This window comes from Kiloniella sp., assembly GCF_965205715.1.
GTDB lineage: Bacteria > Pseudomonadota > Alphaproteobacteria > Kiloniellales > Kiloniellaceae > Kiloniella.
The window spans coordinates 2,138,147-2,162,730 of the sequence record NZ_CBDBHW010000014.1; the positions used below are offsets into that span (position 1 = coordinate 2,138,147).

A 24,584-nucleotide genomic window follows, 5' to 3' on the forward strand; every position below is an offset into this window, starting at 1 on the left:
TCCAAATAGCCTTCCAGACAATTACATTCTTATAGCGTATGCTTAACTGACTATTTTGGGTGTATCTTCAGGTGGTTGTTTAAGAAAATAGCGATAAAACAGCCCCCCAATCATCGGCGTGAGATAAATCGGTACCTGATATAGGGCAAGAAAGGGAAGAATTTGCTCTAGGTTAGCAATGGGAATTGCAGCGGCAAATAGACCAAGGTTTCTGTTTCCAGCAACCATACCAAATGACAAAGATTGTTGACGTGTCACCCCAGAGTTAATTTTCTCCATCCCCATGCCGAGAAAAGAAAACAAGGCCTGCGCACCAAAATTTGCAAAAAATACGATCCCCAACAAAGACAAAACCTGCATCGGGTCAGCATATAAAATACGATTTACGCCACCCATAGCGGCAACTACAAACAACACCATGATAAGAGTACTTACCCCATCAAGGCTCGCCCCGTTGGTTTTGATCCAACCCCGACCGACAACCTTTCGGATTATAAATGCAAGGAAAACTGACGCCCCAACCGTAAAGGACAAACGAGAGAACAATGCCCAGCTGTCAAACCCCATATTATCCCCGAGGGTTACAGCGACCATAATCGGGGCAATCAAGGGCAAGATTAAAGTGCCAGCTATCGTAATGTTAAAAACAAATTCCGCATCCAACTTTAGTAGATAAGCTAAATTAGGCGCGGATCCCAAGGGTGGGGCACAGACCATAAAAATCAAGGCCATATGCAAAGCTGAAGAAAGCCCCAGAACCCCCGACAGCCAATTCACTCCTATAGGTATGATAATCATTAGAAGTATAAGAGAAGCGCACAAAAGAATAGGTTTGCTAAGGTGGGACAAGACCCTACCCAGATCGACCCTGATCATCGCAACAGTAAGCAATCCCACAATTATATGGGGGAGATAGGGTAATAGGCTCTGGCTAATTACTTCAGGTAACAACACTCCAATCGGCAGGCTAACGGCCAGCACCACTGATGCTCGACTTCCTATTTTTGAAAGCACCGTGATAATCAATGACTTGCTGCCTTCTCTATTAAACCCTTGTGTTAGTGCATGCCCCCACAATTAGCATCTTGTCTAAATAGGTTCGACGGTTTTAGCCCGGCGACTTTTACGTACAGATAACCAAACCCCAAACCCGATCAAAAATGCACCTGCACCATGGTAGTATTCAGGCTGTTCACCTAGCAAAATAATGGCGAGTATTGCTGCAAATATCGGGAGCAGATGTATGAATTGGCCAGCAAGGCTTGCGCCGACTTGTTTCACACCTTCATTCCAACAAAGAAAGGCAAGAATTGAAACCGGGACACCTGCATAGAAGACGGCGAGTAAATTGTTGCGGTTAAACTCTAACGGTGCGGCATCAATCCAGCCCGGCACATACAGAAACATCAGAACGACCTCACCAATAAGTACATTGAGCAAAATGAACGAAAATGGAGAAACGCCTACTGGCTTCCACCGTAACAAGGCTGAATATAAAGACCAACTAAGCACAGCGCCCAGAACAAAAAAGTCACCACGATTAAGCGTTAATCCAGCTAAATTCTGGAGATCCCCACGCACAAGAAGGGCAACAACTCCACAAAACGAAATGGTGATGCCAAGTATTTGCAGAGGCCTAATTCGTTCACGAAATATCACAAATGACAGACCAATAATGATAACTGGAATCATCGAGTTAAAAAGCGCTGCGTTGGTTGCTGGTGTCGTTTGCAAACCAAAATATAAAAGGGTGTTAAAACAGGCAACACTCAACACACCGAGGACAATCATCTTCCCCATAACCGGACGATAGAGTGGCCAGTCTTTAATCAGCGTAGGTACCGTAAAAGGAAGGAGACAAATTAATGCGATCGTCCAACGCCAATAAGATAACGTTAACGGGTCAATTTCAGTAGAAATTGCGCGCCCGACGATAAAATTCCCAGCCCATAATAATTGCGCTGAAATTAAAAACACAAAAGCCCATCGTGAAGAAGACATACCAACCTCAATTTACAAAAAGATCTGACCTGGAAAATCGTTCGTCAGTTCAGATGCATTGAAGCTACGTCAAAGCCTTTTAGGCAGCAAGGAAGGAAAATTACCGTCGTATATTATTTTAAAATATATCTCTTTGAAGAACTAAAAATTTGGAATGTGATTAAACGATTGAGCTCTCATGCCCGGGCTCACAACATAATTTCATATCACAATCTCATGGCGAGCTCTTATATCGTGGCCTCAGCCAAATCATATCCAGGATCCACTGGCAATACGGTCCGCTCAGCAGGGAAAACACAGGTAATCTGAGTTCCTTTTCCAACTTCACTGTCAATATTAAGTCGACCGTCATGCAGTTCTATAAAGCTTGCTGTAAGCGGTAGACCAAGACCGATACCTCTTTTTCCACGCATCACTGGTGCGTCTCCTTGAGAATATGAATTCAAAGCCCGCTCAACGACTGATAGATCCATACCCTGTCCCGTATCACGAACAGATAAGCACACATTCCCCACATTATTTAACCCGCCCCACAGAACGACTTCGCCCCCCGACTTGGTATACTTTAAGGCATTCGACAAGAGGTTCAACAAAGCTTGCTGTATCACCCTCATATCACAAGTCAAACCAAGGTTTTCGGGCACGACTTCAGAAGACAATGTTACCCCAGCCTCTCTCGCCCGGCTGCTGACCACCCTCTCGCAGGTTTCGAAAAGATCTTTAATGTTATGATTTGCTTCATTCAACTGGATTTTACCCGCCTCGAGTTCTGCAAGATCTAAAATATCATCAACCAATTGCAGAAGCTGCGATCCACTTTCTTCTATCTGCCCTGCATACTCTTTGTAACGCGCATTTTCGATCGGTCCGAACATTTCTTGGGACATAATCTGTGAGAAGCCAATTACTGTGTTTAACGGTGAGCGCAACTCATAACTCATATTTGCAAGGAATTGATTTTTTGAACGCACAGCTGTTTCAGCTTTTTGTCTGGCATCATCAAGATCCTGTGCAAATGTACGAAGGAAATCGACTTGGCTCTCAAGTCGATTTTCTGCTTCGCTAAGTTCCTCAATTCTTAATTTGAGAATAGATTCGTTGTGTTGCAGGTGGCGTAAATCATCCAACCTTTTCAAATTATGACGAAAAAGATCTGCAGCCCTTGCAATATCACCATATTCATCTTGGCGTTCCATCCCTTCCAGTTGGCCAACATTATGGCCTTCAGCAAGTAGCCCAAGAGCTTTAGTCACTCTCGACAAATCCACCACAATGGATGATGTCACCCCCCAGGCCAAACCACCTAAGACAAACAATCCCAATGCCATACAAGATACAAATAACGGGATGTAAAAAGAGTACCTTTGCAATAGGGCTCCCATATCCCCTTCTGTTCGTTCACTATAATAATCAACATAGCCACCAAAAGCTTCCGATATCCGGAGGAACCAATCACTGGCATGGCGCATCTGTGTAAGCCTGAGATTGTGACCCCTATCAGTAAATTCTGTCGCGGATAAAATGACCTGCTGATAACGATCTAAGCGATCTATAACGTTATTTAGATGACGTTGTTCCTGATCTTCCAACGTGGAATCTTGTCTGATCTCTTCGAGCAATTTCTGAATACTGCTTAACTCTTCGATATAGGGTCGTGATGCCCGTGAAAATTGATCATCAAGAAAATCTTCACTTGTACGCGAAAGCAATACTGCAAGATTGCTATTGGTATCCGTTAACCGACGAAAGAGAACAGTCAGATCGGAAAGTCGACGCGCCTGATTGCTTTGCGTCTCCTCTAAGATAGATCGTTCATCTTCGAGAATGTAAACGGCTAACGCTCCGCCAAAAATAAAGAGCGCGATAGAAAAAAGAACAACTAGATAAATACGCCAACGAAGATGAAGTCTGCTTAAGCCTTTATATACAGGGCCGGGATCTTCCTCGTTAGGCAGGGGAGATTCACCACTGAACTTCTGAACGGGCTTATTGTTAGAAACAGTCATGTTCCACACCCAAACATGTCGGCAAACACTTCATCCAAAACATAAAAATACTATATACCTTTTCTAGTTCATCGGCCGTAAAACTAGCAAAATCATCACAATAAATGCTTATCACACCCCAACCTTACCCCCCTAAGATGGAAAACCCGTTAAGATACATCCTATGGGTGCCGATTTCAGTGTTTTATTGAAAAAAAGATAAACTCTGGTCAGGATTAGCCGATACCGATCTCTTGTAATGCCGTATCGATAGCCCGACGAATATCATCCGCGCTATACCCAGCTTTTGCCATGACCCGAAGTCCATTGTAAGTCACATTCAAATTTCGCGCATTCTCGATTAATCTTTCTTGAGTTACCGTTTCAGCTTTTTTAGATGCCTTCAAAGCAATCACGAAACCCCTTTCCATCCGTCCCATCATACGTTGACATAGAGATTCTATTTCCTTGTCATGAGGGGCTTGATCAACGACAGAATTGCAAAGAAAACAGCCTCGTCGATCCCCATGGACTTCGACTGCAAGAGCAATATTCTCCATAAGCTTGACGATACGTTCTGCGCCATCAGCAACCGATTTATTACTCAAGAGATCAAGGGATTCCCCGATACAGGTCTTGTCGTAGTGTGCCAGTGTTGCAAGGAAAAGAGCTCTTTTATCGCCAAATGCTTTGTAAAGAGACCCGCGGGCAATATGCATAGCGGAAAGTAATTCATTAAGCCCAGCCCCTTCATATCCCTTCTCCCAGAAGACATTCATTGCCTGTTCCAGGGCAAAATCCAAATCAAATTCGCGAGGCCTTGCCACGTTTAAATCCTTACATTCAATAGGTTAGAAGTCATGCCCGTTAAAATTCACTCATTTGATTTATGACAAAAAAATAAGCTCACGATTTTGTGTTTTTGACCAAATGGTTCCTAACCCTATATTACTCGAGACGCCGCAACAATCAAGAGTGCGGTCAATTAGGAACCAAACGGCCACCTATTTAATGGAGAGACACAAATGCTAAAGTTTTTTAAAGTCATTGCTGCAGTAGTTGTTGCAGTATCTGCAATTGCAATCACCCCTGCCCAGGCTGGCGAGAGCGTATCTCATGGTACTTTTTCTGGACGCAGTGACCACATTACGACAGGTGGCGTAGAAATCGTTAAGGATGGTCACGGTGGCTATAAAGTGATCCTTGCAAGTGACTTTTCCCTTGATGGCGCTCCAGATCCAAAACTGGCTTTTGGCCACAACGGCGTAGACAAAAGCACCATTTTTGCTCCCTTAAAAAGTAAAACCGGTCACCAGGAATACAAACTTCCTGCCTCAATCGATCCAAGCAAATTTAATGAAATTTATGTTTGGTGTGAAAAATTCAGTGTTCCCCTGGGCGTTGCTAGTTTGAAATAATTAGCAGTACTCAGAAAAGAAACGGCCGATCCTCCCCCTTTGATCGGCCGTTTTTGTTTCAAAGATTTAGTTAAAGAATTTCAGAACTTCGAGAGATCCATATTTCCTCCACAGACCAAAACCCCAACTTTTTCATTAGGCTCAGGGGTATATCGACCCGATAAAATAGCCGCCAAAGCAGTTGCCCCACCCGGCTCTGCAATTTGCCGAAAACTCTCCCACAGCAAACGCTGCGCATTGCGAACGTCCTGATCTGATACGAGTATTGAATTACTAACGAATTTGTCTGCCGCGTTAAATCCAAGAGTGCCAATTGTACTCGCGCCAAGTGCATCCGCTGCAAGCCCAGAAACAGTCACCCCAACAGGCTGACCTGCTTCTCTGGCTGAATGCAAGGTCGAGGTCCCTTCTGTCTCCACCGCAATAATTTTAACTCTGCCGCGATACCAAGAAGAAATGCCGCCAATTAAACCGCCGCCACCGACAGCCACAAGAAGACTATCCAATTCTGGTACTTGTTCTTCAAATTCAAGTCCGACAGTACCCTGCCCAGTCACGATTACGGCCTGATCATAGGCATGGAGTAACTTTGCACCCGTTGTTTCTTGTCTGATCAGGCAAGCTTCCAGCGCCTCGGAAAAATTGCGGCCGACAATATTTATCTTGGCTTTGTACTCTTCAAGCTTCGCAAGTTTTGCTGGCGATATAATTTCAGGAACAAAGATCTCTGCTCGCACACCTAATTTGTTTGCTGCGTAAGCAACCGCAGCGCCATGGTTGCCACCAGAAGCCGCAATCACCCCCGTATCAGGAAGCTCACCCGAAAGAAGGGCATTAAAGGCTCCTCTCGTTTTAAAAGACCCAGCGTGCTGAATTTGCTCAAACTTCAGAGCAATGGGAACATCCTCAATCAGCTCACCTGCTGGTACACGTAAAATTGGTGTCCGCCTTATGTGCTCTCGAATGAGCTCATAAGAAGTGAGTATGGAGGATTGAGAAATGACCTCTGCCACAGAATACACCTTTATTCAGTTGTTAGTACAAGCACATGTAGGAAGTGTTTCTTGCATTAAAAGGACTATCCCCGCCGAAAGGTAAGAGAAGTACAGTCGTGCAGAATAAGAGAAAAAGAACAAACAAAGTAAAGTTAACATACTAATTTACATAAGATATTTACAACGAAATTCCGCCCAAGCCATTAAAACCTTACTTTTCATCACGCTTTCGTCAGACATACTGAAATCTCAGAACCCACTCCCATATTACTAAGCTGTACTCGTTTTGTTCACAAAAGAAAGCTTATAACAGGGAACCCGACAAATGTCGCCAGAAGCAGATCTTCGCAATGATAAAAGTATAACTTTATCTGACAGCAACCTCCTTAGTACGCGTACAATTCATCTCAATCGAGGAAGCCCAGAAGAAAAACGGCAAGAGATCCTCGATTATTTTCACAAAACCTTTTCGCTCTATGAAACTATTTTTGAATGCCTCAATAGTGACGACGCCTTTTATGCCCGGGCGAACCCTTTACGGCATCCCTTGATATTCTACTACGGCCACACAGCAGTCTTTTTTATCAATAAACTTAATGTTGCAAAATTAATCGATAAGCGTCTCGATGAAACACTCGAATCAACTCTTGCGATCGGTGTTGATGAAATGTCTTGGGATGATTTGAACGAAAACAGTTACAACTGGCCTACCCCTGCGACAGTGAAGGCATATCGCGACAAAACGCGCGTGGTGGTCGATCACTTCATTCGCACTTGTGATCTTTCTGTTCCCATTAATCAGGATGATCCTCTTTGGATAATCATGATGGGCATCGAGCACGAACGTATCCATCTCGAGACAACAGCAGTTCTCATTAGGGAACTACCAATTAAGTTGCTAAAGCCCCACCGAATTTGGAGTAAAATTTGCAAAGAGTCTTCGTCTGCACCCACGAACCAATTACTACCTGTAAACGGTGGAAAACTGACGCTTGGGAAAGGACACGATAACCAGCACTTTGGCTGGGATAATGAGTACGGAACTTTCCCCACAACCGTTGAGACCTTTAAGGCCAGTAAATACCTCGTATCCAATGAAGAATATCTAGGCTTTGTCCAAGACAACGGCTATGGGCGAGAAAAATATTGGTCCAGTGAAGGGTGGAAGTGGGTACAATACAAAGAGGCCCAAACCCCGATCTATTGGGTAAAAGAGAATGGTGAATACAATTACCGAACCATGCTTGAAATCATCCCCATGCCTTGGGACTGGCCGGTGGATATCAATTACCTTGAGGCAAAAGCATTTTGTAATTGGAAGTCAGAAAAAACCGGTAAAACGATAAGACTTCCAACCGAAGCTGAGTGGTATAAACTTCGCGAGTTAGAGCCAACGGATCAACCCACTTGGGACCACGCACCAGGGAACATCAACCTCGAGCATGAAATGTCATCCTGTCCGATTAACCGTCACGAATTTGCGGAAGGGTTCTTTGATATCATTGGCAATGTTTGGCAATGGACAGAAACCGCCATCGACGGCTTCGAAGGTTTTTCGGTTCATCCTATCTATGACGATTTCTCAACCCCGACGTTTGATGGTAAACACAACATCTTTAAAGGCGGTTGCTGGATCTCCACAGGGAACTATGCCCTTAAAGATTCACGCTACGCCTTTCGCCGTCATTTTTCCAATACTCAGGTCTGCGCTATGTTGAAGCTACGGAACTCCCCACGACCGAGGTAAATATGTACGAAACAGACGACATTGTCGCCCAATACATCGAATTTCATTATGGCGACCAGTACTTTGGGGTTCCAAATTTTCCGGTGGCCTGTGCAAATATCTGTCTAGATCACGCACAAGAAGGAGCGACCAACAGAGCCCTGGATCTCGGCTGTGCGACAGGTCGGGCCTCTTTTGAGCTCGCCAAAGTTTATGATCATGTCGACGCAATCGACTTTTCCGCTCGCTTAATACAAGCGCCCTCAACTCTACAACAAAAAGGCACACAACGTTACACGCTCCAGGACGAAGGTGACCTTGTCAGCTACAAGGAGATCAATCTCGAGGATTTTGATGGCTATAATGCGATCAAAAATAGAGTGAATTTCGTGCAAGGGGACGCCTGTAATCTGGATGCAAAATATACAGATTACGACTTGGTCTTTGCCGGTAATCTCATCGACCGTCTTTACGATCCACAGAGTTTCATTTCTTCCATCAAACATCGTATCCGCGCGGGTGGGCACCTTGTTTTGACCTCGCCCTACACCTGGTTGGAAGAATTCACCCAACGAGAAAATTGGCTGGGGGGCTTTAAAGCCAACACCGGGGAAAATTACACCACGCTTGATGGCCTTCGCGATGCTTTGGCGCCAGAATTCGAACTTGTGGGTCAGCCGACCGATGTTCCTTTTGTTATTCGAGAAACCCGGCGCAAACACCAACACACCCTCGCTGAACTTTCGATCTGGAAGAAAAAAAGTTAACCACATTTCTCAAAGATTCGATCAAAACAAAGCCCTGGCCCCACATCCGGGGCTTTTCGCTATGAAATCCGGCGTACCGAAGTATTTTCAGGATAATGGACGGAAAATTACCATGCAATCCGAAATAATGCATGAATAATTCAATTATTTCACATTTATTTCTTGACTCAACCCCATTTCACCACATATATTCCTGACATGGACAGCACAGACCGGAAAATTCTCGCTCAACTCCAAAGCGACAACAGAACCTCCATGGCAACTCTCGCCGACCAAACTGGCTTGAGTGTATCGGCGGTCAATGACCGGGTGCGAAAGTTGCAGAGCAACGGAACCATCCAAGACAACAGGGCGGTTCTCAATCCAAAAACTCTTGGGATGGAATTACTCGCCTTTCTCTTCATCGACCTGCACCAAGGAACAGATGAAGACAACTTTGTTGAGGCCATCAAACAACTACCTGAAGTTCAAGAGCTTCATCACGTGACAGGCCAACACAACTACCTAGCAAAAGTTCGTGTCGCCAATACGCAAGGCTTGCAACAGTTTTTGAAACAACAGCTGAAACGGCAACCAGGTGTGGCCCATACAGAAACCATCGTTGTCTTAGAGAGCGAAAAAGAAACAACAATACTGCCCATAATACTGCCAGTGTAATCTTTTACATCGGTAGCCAGCCGATGAAAGATACACAATGTTAGCACTCACAATAAAAGGCCTTATGATTGGCCTCGCCGTCGCCGCCCCCGTAGGGCCAATGGCACTTCTCTGCCTAAAACTCAGCCTTGAACGCGGGATTATGGCGGGCTTTGCCACTGGGCTGGGTATTGCCATTGCAGATATGACATATGGCATTCTAGCGTTGCTTGGCCTAACCGCGGTCATGACCCTTTTGCTTGAGCATAATGACTTAATCCGTTCACTTGGCGGCAGCGGACTAATCATCATGGCAGGGTTTAGTGTCTACAAAATACTGCGGGCACCAGCTGTACTACATGCAGCCGAGATCAAGGACAGCGGCAGCAAGGGCTTGATTGTCGCCTTTTCCAGCGCCTACGCTTTAACCATTACCAACCCAATGACAATACTTGTATTTCTGGCAATTTTTGCCGGATTAAACAACGACGGGTCTGGCGAAGAGCGTTGGATTGTAGCTCTCGGTATCTTTTTGGGGTCTCTGGGGTGGTGGCTCTTTATTGCTCTTTTAGGCAGCGTTATGAGAAAGCACCTGCCCACCAGCTTTATCAAAGCCATCGACTGGCTCTCAGCTTTGGTTATTGGTGGTTTTGGTTTCTATATTTTAGCTTCCTAAAAACTTCTGAAAGCCAAGCTGGTAATCATCAGAAAGAGAAGACAGTCAATTTGTATGAACGTTTGCTGTGGGGCGATATTTTTCCAGCAAACGTTCATATTTTTCGCTACTTAAAACAAGCTCTAGAGCATTATTAAATTCACTTACAAATTCCCGGGGAATTGAACTTTTGCTCAACATAAAATGAGCAGGGTCCGAGTTAAGCAAATGAGGTAATGGGCTAAAATCGTCTAAACGGTTTGACTTAATTGCATAATGATAACCTACGAACAAATCGGCAAGAACCATATCCGTACGCAGATCAAACAACTGTTGAAAGCGTACAGCAGTACTCGCGTTTAATGTAAGAGCACCAATTTCTATTGCACGTGCTTTTTCTTCATTATATTCCGGGCCATACCACGCTCCCAATCCCGCAGTAATTCGAAGACCGTTATCTATTGCATCCCGCAATACATAATACTGATACTTGCTCAGGCTTTCTGAACGCACAAACATGGCAATCGCTTCGTCTCTATAGGGTTCAGAAAAGTATGAATAGCTCTGTCGCTCTTGGGTGATGGACGCTGCTGGCATAATATCCAGCGCACCTCGCTTAAGGAGAACTTGGGCGCGCTTGGCAGGGATTTCGATAAAATTGTACTCGCATTCCAACTCATCCAAAATCGCTGAAATGATATCAATATCAAGACCAGAAGGCACACCAGAGGACGATTGAAATTGATAGGGTATGTAATTTTTCGCATAGGCTATAGAGATCTTTTTTTCGCACTCGGCCCAAGCAGCTGTGCTAGAAGTTAAATGACCCCCGGCAAAGCCGGGGGCTTAAGCGGGTGAGCCCCTTAAAGGGGCAAATTGGGAACCGCTAAAGCGGTTATGGATTGAATATATCCATTTGGTCAAAGTACTTATCACGCTCTTCTTGCGTTCTGATATACTCCCTCACCATCTGTTCATCGAGCCCTACAGTTGAGACGAAATATCCACGGGCCCAAAAATTTTCACCCTTGAAATTCCGTGCTTTATTTTTGAATTTTCGAGCTATGGCAATCGCGCTTTTTCCTTTTAGGTATCCAACGACTTTTGAAACAGCATGTTTGGGCGGTATGCTGATACACATGTGAATGTGATCCGGCATCAAATGGCCCTCCTCAATCTTACTTTCGCGATGCCCGGCCAGTTCATGGAAAATTTCACCAAGATACTGACGTAGGTTGCCATAGATAACTTTTTGCCTGCGTTTAGGGATGAAAACCACGTGGTATTTACAATCCCATCTCGTATGTGCAAGGCTTTTGTAATCTCTCATCGGCTAATTCCTTTGTTATTTTGGTCAATAAACAAAGAAATGTAAGACCGTGGGAACGGTCAAACCATTGAGAGTCCCCCGGCATAGCCGGGGGTTTACCGGATTAAATTAGAATACTCCCCAACACCAAGCAACAAGATAGAATCAAGAGAGGAAGGCGGAGCATTCATGGACCTTTCTAGCAGCCCCCTGCTTTCATTAAACGAACCCAATAAGCTAATTTTGCATAAAAACTATACCACAGTTTGTATAACGCTTTCCTTCATTTGTTATTTTCACAATACTACTTTGTCTTAACCTCTAGAGTAATGATGATGTCCAGAGCTTCTCTTGCATATCCCCTAAATAGTTACCGTGACGACCCTGCAGTCCGCGAATTTGATGACCGGCGTCCTCTATTGGTTTATGACGGCGATTGCGTACTCTGTTCAGGCTTTATTAAATTCGTGATTAAGCATGATGCAGAGAAAAAATTCCAATTCACAGCAGGTCAATCTCAGCTCGGCCAATCGCTTTTTAGGCACTACAATCTCGATCCCATAAATTTTGAAACCAACCTTTTGATTTCGGAAGGGCGTGCTTACGGAAAGATGTCTGCCTTTTCTAATTGCATGTCTCTCCTCCCCTACCCAGCCCGGATATTATCCCTATCTGGCCTTATACCCTCTCCTATTGATAACTTGCTCTACGACAGAATTGCACAAAATCGCTATAGTTTCTTTGGTAAGAGTGAAAGCTGCCTGGTCCCGACTGATGATTTAAAGCAACGGTTCCTGAAATAATCTTTCCTCTATTTATTCAAAATAACTTTCAGCTTTTGAATATATTCACGCCTTTATAGGCTTTTGAGGAATACGCCCCTCAATCAAAGGTTTGAACCCATCCATTGCCTCATAAAGAAAATCCAGCAATACCCGGACACGTCGGTTTTCCTTTATATCGGCATGCACAAGAACCCACATTGTATTGTCTGATATCAGTTCTGTATCCGGTACTCTGCAGAGCAAGGGATCACTATCGCCCATATAACAAGGTAGCATTCCAATCCCCATACCATCACGTAACATGACCTGTACGGAGTTGGCTGACGTCCCTGTCGCAGAAATCCTTGCTGGGATTACAGGTTTAGCCGCGCCCTCATAACTCTGCGATATCCAACGATCCAATGCTGGGCGCTTGGCTAGATATCCTAGAGAAGCATAACACCCAAGGGGGCTTTCCGCGATCCGGCGGCCCACAGCATTTGGTGGGGGATTACGGGTGATCCTGATCACAACATCTGCTTCCCTTTGGTCCAGCTTGGCCATCAAATCAGAACTTTCCAGGGTCAACTCGACCATGGGGTAACGCTCTTGAAAGGCAGCGATGGTCGGGTGCAGAATACTGAGGAAAAGTGTTTCGGACATCGAGAGCCGAACTTTACCAGCAATTTGTGTTTCTCTGGAAAACACGCGCCGATCCAGCTCTTGCATGGCGATTTCAGCTTCTTCAGCAGCGGGTAATATTTCCCGCCCGACCTCACTCAAACTAACGCCATGCGTAACCCGTTCGAATAATGAAACCCCGATTGTTTCCTCTAATATTCGTAACCGCCTGGAAACCGTCGCGTGGGTTACTTTCAAACGCCGGGATGCCCCTCTGACAGAGCCTGAACGGCTCAACGCCAGAAAAACTCTGATGTCATCCCAATTAAATGATTGGATCATTTTTCATCCATACTGGTTTATTTTTGGATAATTACATGACCAACCCTTCTCTGTCATCTTTTTCTCAAGCCAATACACAACAAATCTAAAACGGAGAAAAAAATGAAATACCAAGCAACTCTTATCGAAGCTGATATTCGCGAAGGCATGAACGGGGAAATGAGCATCGCTATCGAAGCAAATGGCAAACAGTTGGCTTCGCTGGATTACTTCTGGACCCCAGAACACTTTACCGCACGTTTTAATGGCTCTGCCCCTTCCATGCCCAAACCCGCACATCCCATGGCATTTCTAGGGAAACCTATTGAGAGCATTAACGCCCTTAAAACATCGCCTGACACCTCTCCTGTCGACGTCTTCAAAAATAATATTGTCGAGTTCGAAATCTAATAACGCCTCAACCTTTAAATACAGGAGATTCAAAATGAATAAACTATCAACAATATTTTGTACGTTGTCTTTCTCGTTTTTGAATTCGGGTCTCGCGATATCAGAAACACCCTCACACGGTGTCCTTGCGCTTCTCGACGTAAACGATACGGTTCGTTATGACAATCAACTCTCAAATTTTGAAGAAAAAGCCCAGTCCATGAACTGCACCATCCTTCGCGAGGGGCCTGTTGTTGCCGAAGACGGAGACATCGATCTGGATCAACCCAATCGCTTTATCTACTTTGACTGCAAAACATCCCTCTTGGGAAGCCCAGATGGCAGAGACTTCCTGGCTGATCTTGGCAAAGGCAGTGATTACATTGCTGCAATGGAAGGCACACCGTTCTTCCAAGATACGGTCTCTTTTAAAAAGCAGGCTGGTGAACGTTCCTATATCCTAAAAGTGAGCCACTACAATAATTCCAATCCTACAAAAAGAGATCTCGATCTCGCGCACTTGGGCGAAACAGTGCGGCCACGCGATGATGCCTATCAATTGGAATCATTCCTTGGCACTACTCAGGCATACGGCATGACAACGCCCGACGAAGCAGTTGTGCTTTACTATGATACCACCGCTGCTGGTGATCGTTTCAGAGATAACAATCCTGATGTTCTAGACAAGGTTGTCGACTTTAACGACAAACATCTAACCGATTACATCTATTACATTGCTCAAAGCAGAAGGTAATCATCAGTAAGGTCGCGTAGGTCAGCACTGGAGATGGCTTTCGCACCACTTGAAAAGATCGCTTTCCCGGTTAACAAGTTCTGTAACCACTGAGAGATGATGACATCCGGGTATCGTCATCCTCTCGACCAGATTTTTCTCACCCGCCCATTTCACGAGAAGATTATCGGACTGCTCGTGAAAGGCAGAACTCTCCTCTTCCCCAACGGCTAGGAGTAGAGGACAGGAATTTTTAAGTGTCATGAAGAGAGGACTAGGCGCCAAGGCCTCTTCGACATCAAGGCCAAGCTTTATATTGATCGAAGTCTGGACCAGCTGAGAGACATCAAATAGACCGCTGATGGAAATGGCGCTATGAATTGGGTGAACGTCCTTCGGTAATCCATACTTAACCCAATCTGTGGCAAGCAACATCGCAACCAAATGGCCACCTGCTGAATGACCTGAGATTTGAATTTTCTCTCGATCATAGCCGTATTCTTCAGCATGCTGCCAAAGCCAGGAAAAGCCCCAACGAACCTCTTCGACGATATCGCGAAGGGATACATCTGGGCATAAATCGTAACCGATCATGGCAACAGAAATGCCAGCGTCGAGAAACCCTTGTGCCAAAAAGTTTGACTGACGTTTATCCATTGCCTGCCAATAACCACCATGGATAAAGACATGTAGAGACGCACCTTTATCCCGTGCAGGATAAATATCCAACTTTTCTCTTGGCCCGGAACCATAAACCAAATCGAGATGCCCCGTGTTCTTTTCACGGAATGCATCCGAACGTCTCTCCCATTCCGCAAAAATCTCTGGAAAGGTTGGAATGGCCGTGCGAACGCTATAGAGCTTCTCGAGGGTTGGATCGATGGTCATTTATTATACTCCGAGATATCGGTGTTGCATGGCCTCATCTGCCAATAAACTTTCAGATGTTCCCGACCAGACTATACGGCCTTTTTCCATAACATAATGACGATCCGCTATACGAGCCATGGCTTCGGGATGTTTGTCGATCACCAAAATGGCCTGACCGGATTGTTTTAAGTTATGCTCGAGCACGTGCCAGATTTCATCCCGGATTAAAGGAGCAAGTCCTTCTGTCGCTTCATCTAAAATCATGAAACTTGGATTGGTCATAAGTGCCCGGCCAATCGCCAGCATTTGCTGTTCCCCACCAGAAAGCGTACGGGCGTATTGCTTTGATCGCTCTCGCAACCGCGGAAAAAGATCCATAACCTTTTCAACAGTCCAAGGTTCATCCAACCCAGCATTATTAGCCGCCGTTGCAACAAGGTTTTCCATCACCGTAAGGTTCGAGAAAACCTGCCGTCCTTCGGGAACATAACCGATGCCAAGTTTGGCAATATCATGACTGCGTAAATCACGTATCTCAGTCCCCCCAAAGGAAATCGTTCCCTTGTTGGCCGCCGTCAGCCCCATGACGGAACGAACGGTGGTCGTCTTACCCATACCATTTCGCCCCATCAGCGTAACGACTTCACCGGGCAGAATTTCAAGGTCGACACCAAACAAAACCTGGCTGGGGCCGTAACAGGTCTCAACTCCTGAAAGTTTAAGAGCTCCCATCAATAATCCCCCAGATAGGCACGGCGAACATCCGGGTTAGCGCGGATTTCATCTGGCGTCCCCGTTGCCAATGCCTGCCCTTTGACCAAAACTGTGACAACATCTGCAAGCGCAAAAACAACATCCATATCATGTTCAACCAACAGCATGGTGATATCCCCTCTCAAGGGGCGGAGCAATTCCATCATCTGCAAAGATTCTGACTGTCCCATGCCCGCCATCGGCTCATCGAGCAACAACATGGTTGGCGCTGTCGCAAGCACCATCGCCAGCTCTAGCTGTCTTTGCTGACCATGGGCGAGCGAGGTAACTGGGCGATCAGCGAGATCTTTCAATCCAACGCGTTCGAGAATTTTCTGCGCTGGGTTTCTCAGGCAGAGATCCCGTCGCGCATCTTCCCAGAAGCGAAAGCTATGCCCTTGTTGTGACTGGATCGCCATCGCCACATTATCTTCCACGGAGAACTCCGGCAACAAGCTGGTGATCTGATAGGATCGCTGCAAACCCGTTCGCGCGCGTTTATCAACCGACCAGCGTGTAACATCCTGCCCGTCGAAGCGAACCCGCCCCGTATCAGAGCGAAGTTCTCCTGAAAGCTGAGCAATGGCGGTAGATTTCCCAGCCCCATTCGGACCAATCAGAGCGTGAATAGTTCCCCGCTTAACCGAGAACGTCAGCCCATCGCTGGCAGCTATAGCCCCGAAACATTTGGTCAAACTTAAAACTTCTAAAATCGGGTCAGCCATTGTCAGCACCTTTGCCAATTAGAAGTCCATATAATCCTTTGCGGGCAAACAGCACCACCAGGACCAGAATTGGCCCCAGGAAGATCATCCAGTGTTCGGTTAATCCTGAGAGTACTTCTTCCATCATTAACAAGGATGCCGCCCCAAGAACCGCGCCAAACAAACTGCCCATGCCACCGAGAATAACCATAACCATGATCTCACCCGATCGAGTCCAATGCATAAGGCCGGGGCCAACGAACTCTGTGTGATTGGCTGAGAGCGCACCTGCTAATCCCGCAATCATTCCAGAAATCACAAAGGCTGTAAGTTTGTAACGGTAGATCGGATAGCCCAGGGCTTTCATCCGGGTTTCGTTCTGGCGGCAACCTTGTAGAACCATGCCGAAACGACTTTTGACCAGCCGCCGACAGACCCAAAGACAGATCAGCAACAGTACCAGACAAGTGTAATAAAAGGTCTGACTATCATAGAGATCTAAGAGCGGAATTTCGCTACGCTCCCAAATATTCAAACCATCCTCCCCACCATAGGTCGGAATAGATATCATGAAGAAATACAACATTTGGGCAAACGCCAGGGTAATCATAATGAAATAAACTCCGGACGTCCGAAGGCTTAGCGCGCCAATCATCAATGCAAGTAAACCACTGACAACCATGGCAAGCGGCCATTGGATAAAAGCCTGAGTTGTTCCCTCCCAATCCCCTGGGAGAAAAGTAATCGCGGTGGCTTCATAACTATGATGGGAGAGAATACCAACTACATAGGCACCGAGACCAAAAAAGGCACCATGACCAAAACTGACCATGCCGCCATAACCCAAAATCAAATCGAGACTGACTGCCACGAGAGCATAGATTAAAATTCGACTGGCAATATCAACGAGGAAGGGATCATCCAAAAGTGCTGCAAACAGCGGCAATAACAATAACAATGACAATCCACTAAGAATTACCGTTTTTGTTCGCACCCCAGAGTTGGGACTGAATAGCTTATTCAAAAACATCATTTGGCCTATCCCCCATACGCCTGAAAGAGGCCTCTTGGCTTCCATATCAAAACGGCAGCCATCAACACATAAATCGCCACAGAAGACATTGACGCCGCAACTGAATCAGCTGCTGAAGGTTCCATCATTTGCCGCATAATAGTGGGGAGGAAAGCCCGACCATAGGTATCGACCATACCAACCAGCAAGGCCCCGACCAGAGCGCCACGAACCGACCCGATGCCCCCAATGATGATGACAACAAAAGTCAGGATCAGGATTTTTTCACCCATGCCGACTTCGATTGCCAGCATGGGACCAGCCAAAGCCCCGGCGAGCCCCGCCAACATGGCACCAATTCCAAAGACTATAGTATAGAGCCGATCAATATTTACCCCCAGCGCGCCAACCATTTCACGGTGGGTCGCACCTGCCCTGATCAACATCCCAACCCGCGTATTTATGATAAGATGACGTAACAAAAGGGCAACCAACAAACCGGCTGCGATAATAAACAAGCGGTAGGAAGGATAAGGAGCACCTGGAATAAATTCTAAAGTTCCAGACAAAAGTTCCGGTGTGGAAAGAAAAAGAGCCTGTGGCCCCCAGAGAATTTTCACCAGTTCATTGAAGAACAAGATCATACCAAATGTCGCCAGAACCTGATCCAGGTGGTCCCGATTATAAAGCCGCCGAAGCACAGAGTACTCCAGAAGCATTCCAGTTACACCAGCAGCTCCGAGAGCAGCGAGTATTCCAATCACAAAATTACCCGTTGCCTGGGTAACACTCGCAGCAACATAAGCGCCGACCATATAAAGCGATCCGTGCGCCAGATTAATCAAGGACATAATACCGAACACAAGGGTTAACCCGGCAGCCATAAGAAACAGCATGACCCCTTGCTGGAGACCATTGAGGGACTGTTCAAGAAAGAGCTCTATCGTCAACATAAACTAACTTCCAGACGCACAGCAGGCATAACAGCAGACATGCCAGAGCCGGCTGTTCGTTTGCCCTTTCAGAACGACAGATTATTGAAACCTGTAACGCCTATGGACAACAGCCGGCTCTGATAAAATTTAAAGCTTACAATCAGCCGCGTAAGCATCCTGGTGAGCTGAGAAAACCTTGCTCACGATTTTATTGGTTACGATGTCACCCTCTTTGTGGACAACACGAACATAAATGTCCTGTACAGGGTGTTGGTTAGAACCAAACTTGAAATCCCCCCGAACAGAAGAGAAGTCAGCCTTACGGAGAGCCGCGCGGAATTTGTCATCATCAGAAAGATCACCGCCAACGGCCGCAATCGCAGAATCAATCAACAATGCTGCATCATATCCCTGGCTGGCATAAAGCGAAGGATTACGACCATAAGCCTCTTTAAAAGCAGTCACAAAACTAGCGTTTGTAGGGTTTTCGATGTCTTTATTCCACTGAGAAGTGTTGTAGACCCCAAGAGCTGCGTCACCAACAGCCTTTAGGATGCCTTCATCAAAGGAGAACGCCGGGCCAAAAAGTGGGGTATCCGCGCTGAGACCTGCCTGGGAATACTGCTTAACGAAGTTCACGCCCATACCACCGGGAAGGAAGAAATAAACCGCATCAGGTTTTGCGGCCCGAAGATTGGCGAGTTCCGCGGCATAATCCACTTGGCCAAGTTTGGTGTAAACTTCTCCTGCGACCTCACCTTTATAAAAGCGTTTAAATCCTGCGATAGCATCTTTACCAGCGGGATAGTTGGGGGCCATCAGGTAAACCTTCTTCAGGCCTTTATCTGTCACATATTGACCTGCTGCTTCGTGCAGGTTGTCGTTCTGCCAGGCAACATTGAAATAGTTTTCATGACATCTCTTACCCGCAAGAGCCGACGGCCCGGCATTTGGACTGATGTAAAATTTACCTGCACGAGTTACGCTTGGCACCACAGCCATGGCAAGATTGGACCAAACGATCCCGGTTACGATATCGACGTCGTCTTTTTTGATCATCCGTGTGGCGATTTGTTTGGCGTTTTCGACCTTACGCGCATCATCAACTTCGATAACCTGGGTTTCGACCCCGCCAAGTTTGCCGTCTTTCATTTTCAGGCCCAACATGAAACCATCGCGAATATCGATGCCAAGCGAAGCCCCGCCACCCGAAAGGGTTGTGATCATCCCAATTTTTACGGGATCAGCAGCTTGAGCGATTGGAGATGCGAAAGTGGCCCCTAAGGCAAGAGCTCCTGCGACTATCGTTGGTAAAATATTTTTTATTTTTTTCATTTTTAACCCCTAGTAAGATCGATATTTATGAACGGCCAGCCTGAGACCGAACGATAGTCCCCAATCCTATCGAACAAGGAACCTCCCTATTATTTTGCAGATACGGTAGTCCAAGCCCCATGAGCAGGCAACTTCTTAAACACAACTAATTACAGTTAAATCGACTATATGCTGCGATATATCTGTTCATAAGATGCTAAAAATATCTCTCATTAGCCGCATTAACATTTCCGTTTTCAACCCAGCCATGCAGACGCATAGGGGCCATGCAAAAGATGACGCCCGGTTGGGCTTGACCCGTGGAAGCCATTCCTATATTGCTGCGTCACTTCGCGGAAATGTGTGGGTTCGCCCTACAGTTTATCGCTCTGAAAAGGGGTTGAGTAATAACCCCGCCTTGATCTATTGCGCTTATCCTTGTGTTGGACATTATGTCTCCAAAAGTGCGGCGAAGAGCTAGATTGATCCAGGTATAGCCTTCACCATGCTTTTAAAGGACTTTTCCTGCATGACTCAGTTTTCCGAGCTCAATCTTGTTGAGCCGCTTCAACGTGCTATCGATGCACAAGGTTTCACTGCGCCTACAGCCATTCAGTCTCAAGCGATTCCAGCTCTACTAGCTGGCAAAGATGTAATCGGCTTGTCTCAGACAGGTGGCGGTAAAACAGCTGCTTTTGTACTTCCGCTTCTACAGCGTCTATTTGAAAACAAAGAGCGCTACGTTCCAAATCACCCGCAAGCTCTAATTCTTGCACCAACACGTGAAATTGCCATGCAGATTGGCCAAGTTCTTCGTGCTTTCACGAAGTTCCTGCCCTTGCATTACACTACAGTGACTGGTGGCGCCCCAATGTTCCCTCAGTTCCGTGATCTAAATCGCGGCGTGAACATTCTGGTTGCGACGCCTGGCCGTCTTATCGATCACGTAAAGCGTGGTTCTGTTAAATTCGACCACACAACAACACTGATCCTCGACGAAGCAGATCGCATGCTCGATCTTGGTTTCTCAGACGAAGTTACCGAGATCGCCAACAGCTTACCGAAAGAGCACCAGACAGTTCTTTTCTCAGCGACCATGCCGAAATCTGTAGATCGTTTGATCACCAAATTGCTGACGAACCCAGTTCGTATCGAAACGGCTAAAGAATCAACCACTGCTGCAAATGTTACCCAGCGTGCTTACTATGTACACGGCGGCCAAAAACAGGCTCTTCTCGGTCATATCCTCGACAAGAACCCAGGCGAGCGCGTTCTCGTTTTCATGCAGACCAAAGCTGAATGTGATCGTTGGTGCGATGCCCTTCGTGAAGATGGCCGTCGGGTTGATGCAATTCACGGTGACAAGCAACAACGTATTCGTACCAAAGTGATGAACAAGTTCCGTCGCGGCGACATCGATGTCCTCGTTGCCACAGATGTTGCAGCACGCGGTATTGACGTTAAAGACATCAAGGTTGTTGTGAACATTGATCTGCCTACAGATCCTGAGAACTATGTTCACCGCATCGGTCGTACTGGCCGCGCGGAAGCAACTGGTGAAGCCTATTCTTTCTGCTCACCGAAAGAAATCGGTACTCTAAAGCGGATTGAAAAAGCAATTCGTCAGGATATCACCGTTGAAAAGGATCACCCTTTCCACGTTGAAATCAGCAACCGTGACGCTTACTCACAAAAGCCAAGCAATCGTCGTGGACGTTCCTTTGGCAAGCCAGGTGGCGGCAGACCAGGTGCTGGCGGACGCGGTCGTGGCGGCCCAGCCAAAGCCCGTAACGGTTCTGGATTTGGTGGTCGTTCTGCCCAGAACGCAAACGGCGAGAACAGATCTCAAAAAAGATTTACCAAGCGTCAAGCTGCCTAATAAGCTAACGCTTCGACATATTTATTTAAAAAGGCTGCCTCACGGCAGCCTTTTTAATTTTAATCAAATCTCGAAAACTCAAAGATGGATAAAGTCAGTATAGGCAACGACCATATTAACCGTCTCGTCATCATCAGATAAGGGGAGCAAAATAGCATCGCCTTGACGTAAAGTAGTCACATCTGAGAGGACTCCTTCTTGATCAAAGACAGGGCATTTTTTTTCCGAGACAATTTTATAGTTGGTCAAGACTTCCTCAACTGTAGTCCCGAGCACCCTCTCCCTGACATCACATCCCGTTGGATCAAACCCGCGTGCACTGACTTCTTTTGTACCGACCAGTCGATATACGAAATTCAGGGGATCGTGTTTCACATCAACAAGGATCAGGCTTGATAGGAAGGGTTTCATTTCTACGGGATCCAAATCAGAACGCGAAGGCATGGTTCGACCATGGCGTTTTGAATCCCAATAGTTAAATGACCCCCGGCAAAGCCGGGGGCTTAAGCGGGTGAGCCCCTTAAAGGGGCAAATTGGGAACCGCTAAAGCGGTTATGGATTGAATATATCCATTTGGTCAAAGTACTTATCACGCTCTTCTTGCGTTCTGATATACTCCCTCACCATCTGTTCATCGAGCCCTACAGTTGAGACGAAATATCCACGGGCCCAAAAATTTTCACCCTTGAAATTCCGTGCTTTATTTTTGAATTTTCGAGCTATGGCAATCGCGCTTTTTCCTTTTAGGTATCCAACGACTTTTGAAACAGCATGTTTGGGCGGTATGCTGATACACATGTGAATGTGATCCGGCATCAAATGGCCCTCCTCAATCTTACTTTCGCGATGCCCGGCCAGTTCATGGAAAATTTCACCAAGATACTGACGTAGGTTGCCATAGATAACTTTTTGCCTGCGTTTAGGGATGAAAACCACGTGGTATTTACAATCCCATCTCGTATGTGCAAGGCTTTTGTAATCTCTCATCGGCTAATTCCTTTGTTATTTTGGTCAATAAACAAAGAAATGTAAGACCGTGGGAACGGTCAAACCATTGAGAGTCCCCCGGCATAGCCGGGGGTTTACCGGATTAAATTATAGAACGACAGAATTTTGTCAGGGCAATCATCCAGAAAATCAAGTGTCGTTGACCGTTTATATTCTTGCATCATCTCGCCACAACAATTTTGTAATTTAACAAAATCACCCTGTATTGCCTTATAAAAACTTTCCAAAGCGAGCCCCTTTAAAGGATTCCACATCACGATTGTTTTCTATTGTAAATATATAGTTACATCCGGGATTTGAGGCTATTCGCAATAGTACCTAGAGAATATTTTCCCAATATCCTATGTACATTAAAGCTTCTGCACAATTTAAATTTAAAGAGAAAACCACAGAAGAACTTGAACATTCAGGACATGACTGCTTCATTGTAGATCATCTTTATGACACACCAATTCGGCTAGACTTGCATGACAAACCAACTCCCTGTTTTATATAGCTTTCGACGCTGCCCCTACGCTATGCGCGCGCGGCTTGGGTTACAAGGCAGTAATCAAAAATGTGAGTTGCGGGAAATAATCCTGCGCGACAAACCCGCCCCCATGCTCGCTGCCTCACCCAAAGGCACTGTTCCCGTCCTCATTCTGTCGGATGGAACCGTTATAGAGGAGAGCCTCGATATCATGCTGTGGGCTCTCAAACTTGATGATCCCGAGGGATGGCTGGAGCCTGAGGGCAGTAATTTGGACGAAATGCTCACACTGATTACGCGTTGTGAAAATGACTTTAAATGTCACCTAGACCGCTACAAATATGCCCCGCGTTATGAAAATGCCAATCCACTTGAGCACCGGAATGAAGCAGAAAGCTTTCTGCAAGAGCTTGATCAACGCCTTAATACTTCGCAATACTTATACGGGGATAAAATCTCCTTAGCCGACATGGCAATAGCTCCCTTCATTAGGCAATTCGCAAACGTTGACAGGGCATGGTTCGAGCAAACTCCTTACCTAAAACTCAAAGTTTGGCTTAACAATTTCCTGGAATCTCAAACTTTTAAAAACATTCTGTACAAATATCCGATTTGGAAAGAAGGTGACCCGATTATTTATTTCCCAAACCCCGCCTGATATTCTGGTAAGGGGGAAATATTGACAAAAAGACCACTAGGTCCTTAAATAAAGCATGACTTTAGGACGCCCTCGCGAATTTGATATTGATATAGCACTTGATCAAGCTATGGAGCTGTTTTGGACCCAGGGCTATGAAGGCACGTCTCTAGCGAGCTTACTATCCGCCACAGGCTTGTCAAAAAGTAGCCTCTACAAGGTCTTTGGCAGTAAGCTTCAGCTTTTCGAAATGGCTATAGAGCGCTATTCCGAAAAACTTTATAGATCAATGTCAGCGGAGCTTGAGGCAAAACCTTCGGGCCTTGCCTTTATTCGTGACACCCTGGTTTTTGCCGCCCGTGAAATAGAGAGAGCTGAAGAACCAAGAGGTTGCTTTATTTCTAACTCTATCAATGAATGGAACATCCGAGACCAAAGATTACGCCAGATCATCATCGACCGTTCGCAAACTTTTGAGGCACTTTTTGCAAAAGCAATAAAGCGGGCTCAAGATGAAGGAGACATACCTTCTAATAGCGATCCCAAAGAACTTGCGGGTTTCCTCTTTAACAGTATATCCGGCCTAAGGTCATCCGTGAAAAGTAAAGTTGGCAAAGAGAAATTGGAAAAGATTGTCGACATCACTCTGTCTGCACTGCATTAATCCTCTCTCTTTCATCAG

At 46.0% G+C, this 24,584-nt stretch carries 27 protein-coding genes; 11 read left to right on the forward strand and 16 right to left on the reverse strand.

Going from position 1 to position 24,584, the window contains the following annotated elements; all coding sequences use genetic code 11:
- Nucleotides 1-42: 42 nt before the first annotated feature.
- From ACOGW3_RS27345 to ACOGW3_RS27360, 4 genes are all read right to left on the reverse strand, one after another.
- Entirely contained in the window at nucleotides 43-1,077 is a 1,035-nt protein-coding gene (locus tag ACOGW3_RS27345) for a hypothetical protein (protein WP_419905813.1), read from the reverse strand.
- Nucleotides 1,078-1,089: 12 nt separating this feature from the next.
- A complete protein-coding gene (locus ACOGW3_RS27350) occupies nucleotides 1,090-2,001 on the reverse strand; it encodes a DMT family transporter (protein WP_419905814.1) in 912 nt (303 codons plus the stop codon).
- A gap of 227 nt (nucleotides 2,002-2,228) precedes the next feature.
- A complete protein-coding gene (locus ACOGW3_RS27355) occupies nucleotides 2,229-4,007 on the reverse strand; it encodes a sensor histidine kinase (RefSeq protein ID WP_419905815.1) in 1,779 nt (592 codons plus the stop codon).
- Between the two features lie 215 nt (nucleotides 4,008-4,222).
- Entirely contained in the window at nucleotides 4,223-4,813 is a 591-nt protein-coding gene (locus ACOGW3_RS27360; RefSeq protein WP_419905816.1) for a TetR/AcrR family transcriptional regulator, read from the reverse strand.
- A 198-nt stretch (nucleotides 4,814-5,011) separates the two neighbouring features.
- Here ACOGW3_RS27360 and ACOGW3_RS27365 point away from each other — a divergent pair, with 198 nt between their 5' ends.
- Nucleotides 5,012-5,404 (forward strand): DM13 domain-containing protein, encoded by a 393-nt coding sequence (locus ACOGW3_RS27365; RefSeq protein WP_419905817.1) that lies wholly within the window; start codon nucleotides 5,012-5,014, stop codon nucleotides 5,402-5,404.
- Nucleotides 5,405-5,484: 80 nt separating this feature from the next.
- Here ACOGW3_RS27365 and ACOGW3_RS27370 read toward each other — a convergent pair whose 3' ends face one another.
- Nucleotides 5,485-6,417, reverse strand: coding sequence for a threonine/serine dehydratase (locus ACOGW3_RS27370; RefSeq protein WP_419905818.1), 933 nt, complete (start codon nucleotides 6,415-6,417; stop codon nucleotides 5,485-5,487).
- Between the two features lie 307 nt (nucleotides 6,418-6,724).
- Here ACOGW3_RS27370 and ovoA point away from each other — a divergent pair, with 307 nt between their 5' ends.
- The 4 genes from ovoA to ACOGW3_RS27390 all read left to right on the forward strand — a co-directional run bounded on the left by ovoA (nucleotide 6,725) and on the right by ACOGW3_RS27390 (nucleotide 10,204).
- Entirely contained in the window at nucleotides 6,725-8,146 is a 1,422-nt protein-coding gene (gene ovoA / locus ACOGW3_RS27375) for a 5-histidylcysteine sulfoxide synthase (RefSeq protein ID WP_419905819.1), read from the forward strand.
- A gap of 2 nt (nucleotides 8,147-8,148) precedes the next feature.
- Nucleotides 8,149-8,892 carry a putative 4-mercaptohistidine N1-methyltransferase gene (locus ACOGW3_RS27380; protein WP_419905820.1) on the forward strand — a complete coding sequence of 248 codons (744 nt, stop codon included), beginning with the start codon at nucleotides 8,149-8,151 and terminating at the stop codon, nucleotides 8,890-8,892.
- Nucleotides 8,893-9,090: 198 nt separating this feature from the next.
- On the forward strand, nucleotides 9,091-9,549 hold the full coding sequence (locus tag ACOGW3_RS27385; RefSeq protein ID WP_419905821.1) for an Lrp/AsnC family transcriptional regulator: 459 nt from the start codon (nucleotides 9,091-9,093) through the stop codon (nucleotides 9,547-9,549).
- Nucleotides 9,550-9,586: 37 nt separating this feature from the next.
- On the forward strand, nucleotides 9,587-10,204 hold the full coding sequence (locus ACOGW3_RS27390; RefSeq protein ID WP_419905822.1) for a LysE family translocator: 618 nt from the start codon (nucleotides 9,587-9,589) through the stop codon (nucleotides 10,202-10,204).
- Between the two features lie 45 nt (nucleotides 10,205-10,249).
- On the opposite strand, the gene ACOGW3_RS27395 is transcribed toward ACOGW3_RS27390, so the two are convergent.
- Complete coding sequence (locus ACOGW3_RS27395; protein WP_419906007.1) at nucleotides 10,250-10,963, reverse strand: substrate-binding periplasmic protein; 714 nt, start codon at nucleotides 10,961-10,963, stop codon at nucleotides 10,250-10,252.
- Nucleotides 10,964-11,078: 115 nt separating this feature from the next.
- On the reverse strand, nucleotides 11,079-11,513 hold the full coding sequence (gene tnpA / locus ACOGW3_RS27400) for an IS200/IS605 family transposase (RefSeq protein WP_419901154.1): 435 nt from the start codon (nucleotides 11,511-11,513) through the stop codon (nucleotides 11,079-11,081).
- A 314-nt stretch (nucleotides 11,514-11,827) separates the two neighbouring features.
- Here tnpA (ACOGW3_RS27400) and ACOGW3_RS27405 point away from each other — a divergent pair, with 314 nt between their 5' ends.
- Nucleotides 11,828-12,295, forward strand: a complete 468-nt coding sequence (locus ACOGW3_RS27405) for a thiol-disulfide oxidoreductase DCC family protein (RefSeq protein WP_419905823.1) — start codon at nucleotides 11,828-11,830, stop codon at nucleotides 12,293-12,295.
- A 45-nt stretch (nucleotides 12,296-12,340) separates the two neighbouring features.
- Here ACOGW3_RS27405 and ACOGW3_RS27410 read toward each other — a convergent pair whose 3' ends face one another.
- Nucleotides 12,341-13,219, reverse strand: coding sequence for a LysR family transcriptional regulator (locus tag ACOGW3_RS27410; RefSeq protein ID WP_419905824.1), 879 nt, complete (start codon nucleotides 13,217-13,219; stop codon nucleotides 12,341-12,343).
- A gap of 102 nt (nucleotides 13,220-13,321) precedes the next feature.
- On the opposite strand from ACOGW3_RS27410, the gene ACOGW3_RS27415 reads away from it, so the two are divergent.
- Together ACOGW3_RS27415 and ACOGW3_RS27420 are read left to right on the forward strand one after the other, a co-directional pair.
- Nucleotides 13,322-13,609, forward strand: a complete 288-nt coding sequence (locus ACOGW3_RS27415) for a hypothetical protein (RefSeq protein ID WP_419905825.1) — start codon at nucleotides 13,322-13,324, stop codon at nucleotides 13,607-13,609.
- A gap of 34 nt (nucleotides 13,610-13,643) precedes the next feature.
- Nucleotides 13,644-14,342, forward strand: coding sequence for a hypothetical protein (locus ACOGW3_RS27420; RefSeq protein ID WP_419905826.1), 699 nt, complete (start codon nucleotides 13,644-13,646; stop codon nucleotides 14,340-14,342).
- Nucleotides 14,343-14,363: 21 nt separating this feature from the next.
- Here ACOGW3_RS27420 and ACOGW3_RS27425 read toward each other — a convergent pair whose 3' ends face one another.
- The 6 genes from ACOGW3_RS27425 to ACOGW3_RS27450 form a co-directional block, all read right to left on the reverse strand.
- Nucleotides 14,364-15,209 carry an alpha/beta hydrolase gene (locus ACOGW3_RS27425; RefSeq protein ID WP_419905827.1) on the reverse strand — a complete coding sequence of 282 codons (846 nt, stop codon included), beginning with the start codon at nucleotides 15,207-15,209 and terminating at the stop codon, nucleotides 14,364-14,366.
- Between the two features lie 3 nt (nucleotides 15,210-15,212).
- The gene (locus tag ACOGW3_RS27430) at nucleotides 15,213-15,923 is read right to left on the reverse strand and encodes an ABC transporter ATP-binding protein (protein ID WP_419905828.1); all 711 of its coding nucleotides are present in this window, start codon (nucleotides 15,921-15,923) and stop codon (nucleotides 15,213-15,215) included.
- Nucleotides 15,923-16,669, reverse strand: a complete 747-nt coding sequence (locus tag ACOGW3_RS27435; protein WP_419905829.1) for an ABC transporter ATP-binding protein — start codon at nucleotides 16,667-16,669, stop codon at nucleotides 15,923-15,925. The genes ACOGW3_RS27430 and ACOGW3_RS27435 overlap by 1 nt, the downstream gene beginning before the upstream one ends.
- A complete protein-coding gene (locus ACOGW3_RS27440) occupies nucleotides 16,662-17,678 on the reverse strand; it encodes a branched-chain amino acid ABC transporter permease (RefSeq protein WP_419905830.1) in 1,017 nt (338 codons plus the stop codon). Before ACOGW3_RS27440 ends, ACOGW3_RS27435 begins: the two co-directional genes overlap by 8 nt.
- Before the next feature lie 8 nt (nucleotides 17,679-17,686).
- Complete coding sequence (locus tag ACOGW3_RS27445) at nucleotides 17,687-18,610, reverse strand: branched-chain amino acid ABC transporter permease (RefSeq protein ID WP_419906008.1); 924 nt, start codon at nucleotides 18,608-18,610, stop codon at nucleotides 17,687-17,689.
- 132 nt (nucleotides 18,611-18,742) lie between these two features.
- A complete protein-coding gene (locus tag ACOGW3_RS27450) occupies nucleotides 18,743-19,930 on the reverse strand; it encodes an ABC transporter substrate-binding protein (RefSeq protein WP_419905831.1) in 1,188 nt (395 codons plus the stop codon).
- A gap of 508 nt (nucleotides 19,931-20,438) precedes the next feature.
- On the opposite strand from ACOGW3_RS27450, the gene ACOGW3_RS27455 reads away from it, so the two are divergent.
- Nucleotides 20,439-21,788, forward strand: coding sequence for a DEAD/DEAH box helicase (locus ACOGW3_RS27455; protein ID WP_419905832.1), 1,350 nt, complete (start codon nucleotides 20,439-20,441; stop codon nucleotides 21,786-21,788).
- Nucleotides 21,789-21,866: 78 nt separating this feature from the next.
- Here the strand turns inward: ACOGW3_RS27455 and ACOGW3_RS27460 are convergent, their stop codons facing one another.
- On the reverse strand, nucleotides 21,867-22,322 hold the full coding sequence (locus ACOGW3_RS27460; RefSeq protein ID WP_419906009.1) for a PAS domain-containing protein: 456 nt from the start codon (nucleotides 22,320-22,322) through the stop codon (nucleotides 21,867-21,869).
- An 18-nt stretch (nucleotides 22,323-22,340) separates the two neighbouring features.
- Complete coding sequence (gene tnpA / locus ACOGW3_RS27465; RefSeq protein WP_419901154.1) at nucleotides 22,341-22,775, reverse strand: IS200/IS605 family transposase; 435 nt, start codon at nucleotides 22,773-22,775, stop codon at nucleotides 22,341-22,343.
- A 488-nt stretch (nucleotides 22,776-23,263) separates the two neighbouring features.
- Between tnpA (ACOGW3_RS27465) and ACOGW3_RS27470 the strand changes: the two genes are divergently transcribed.
- On the forward strand, nucleotides 23,264-23,923 hold the full coding sequence (locus tag ACOGW3_RS27470; RefSeq protein ID WP_419905833.1) for a glutathione S-transferase: 660 nt from the start codon (nucleotides 23,264-23,266) through the stop codon (nucleotides 23,921-23,923).
- Between the two features lie 55 nt (nucleotides 23,924-23,978).
- Nucleotides 23,979-24,566, forward strand: coding sequence for a TetR/AcrR family transcriptional regulator (locus tag ACOGW3_RS27475; RefSeq protein WP_419905834.1), 588 nt, complete (start codon nucleotides 23,979-23,981; stop codon nucleotides 24,564-24,566).
- Nucleotides 24,567-24,584: the final 18 nt, after the last annotated feature.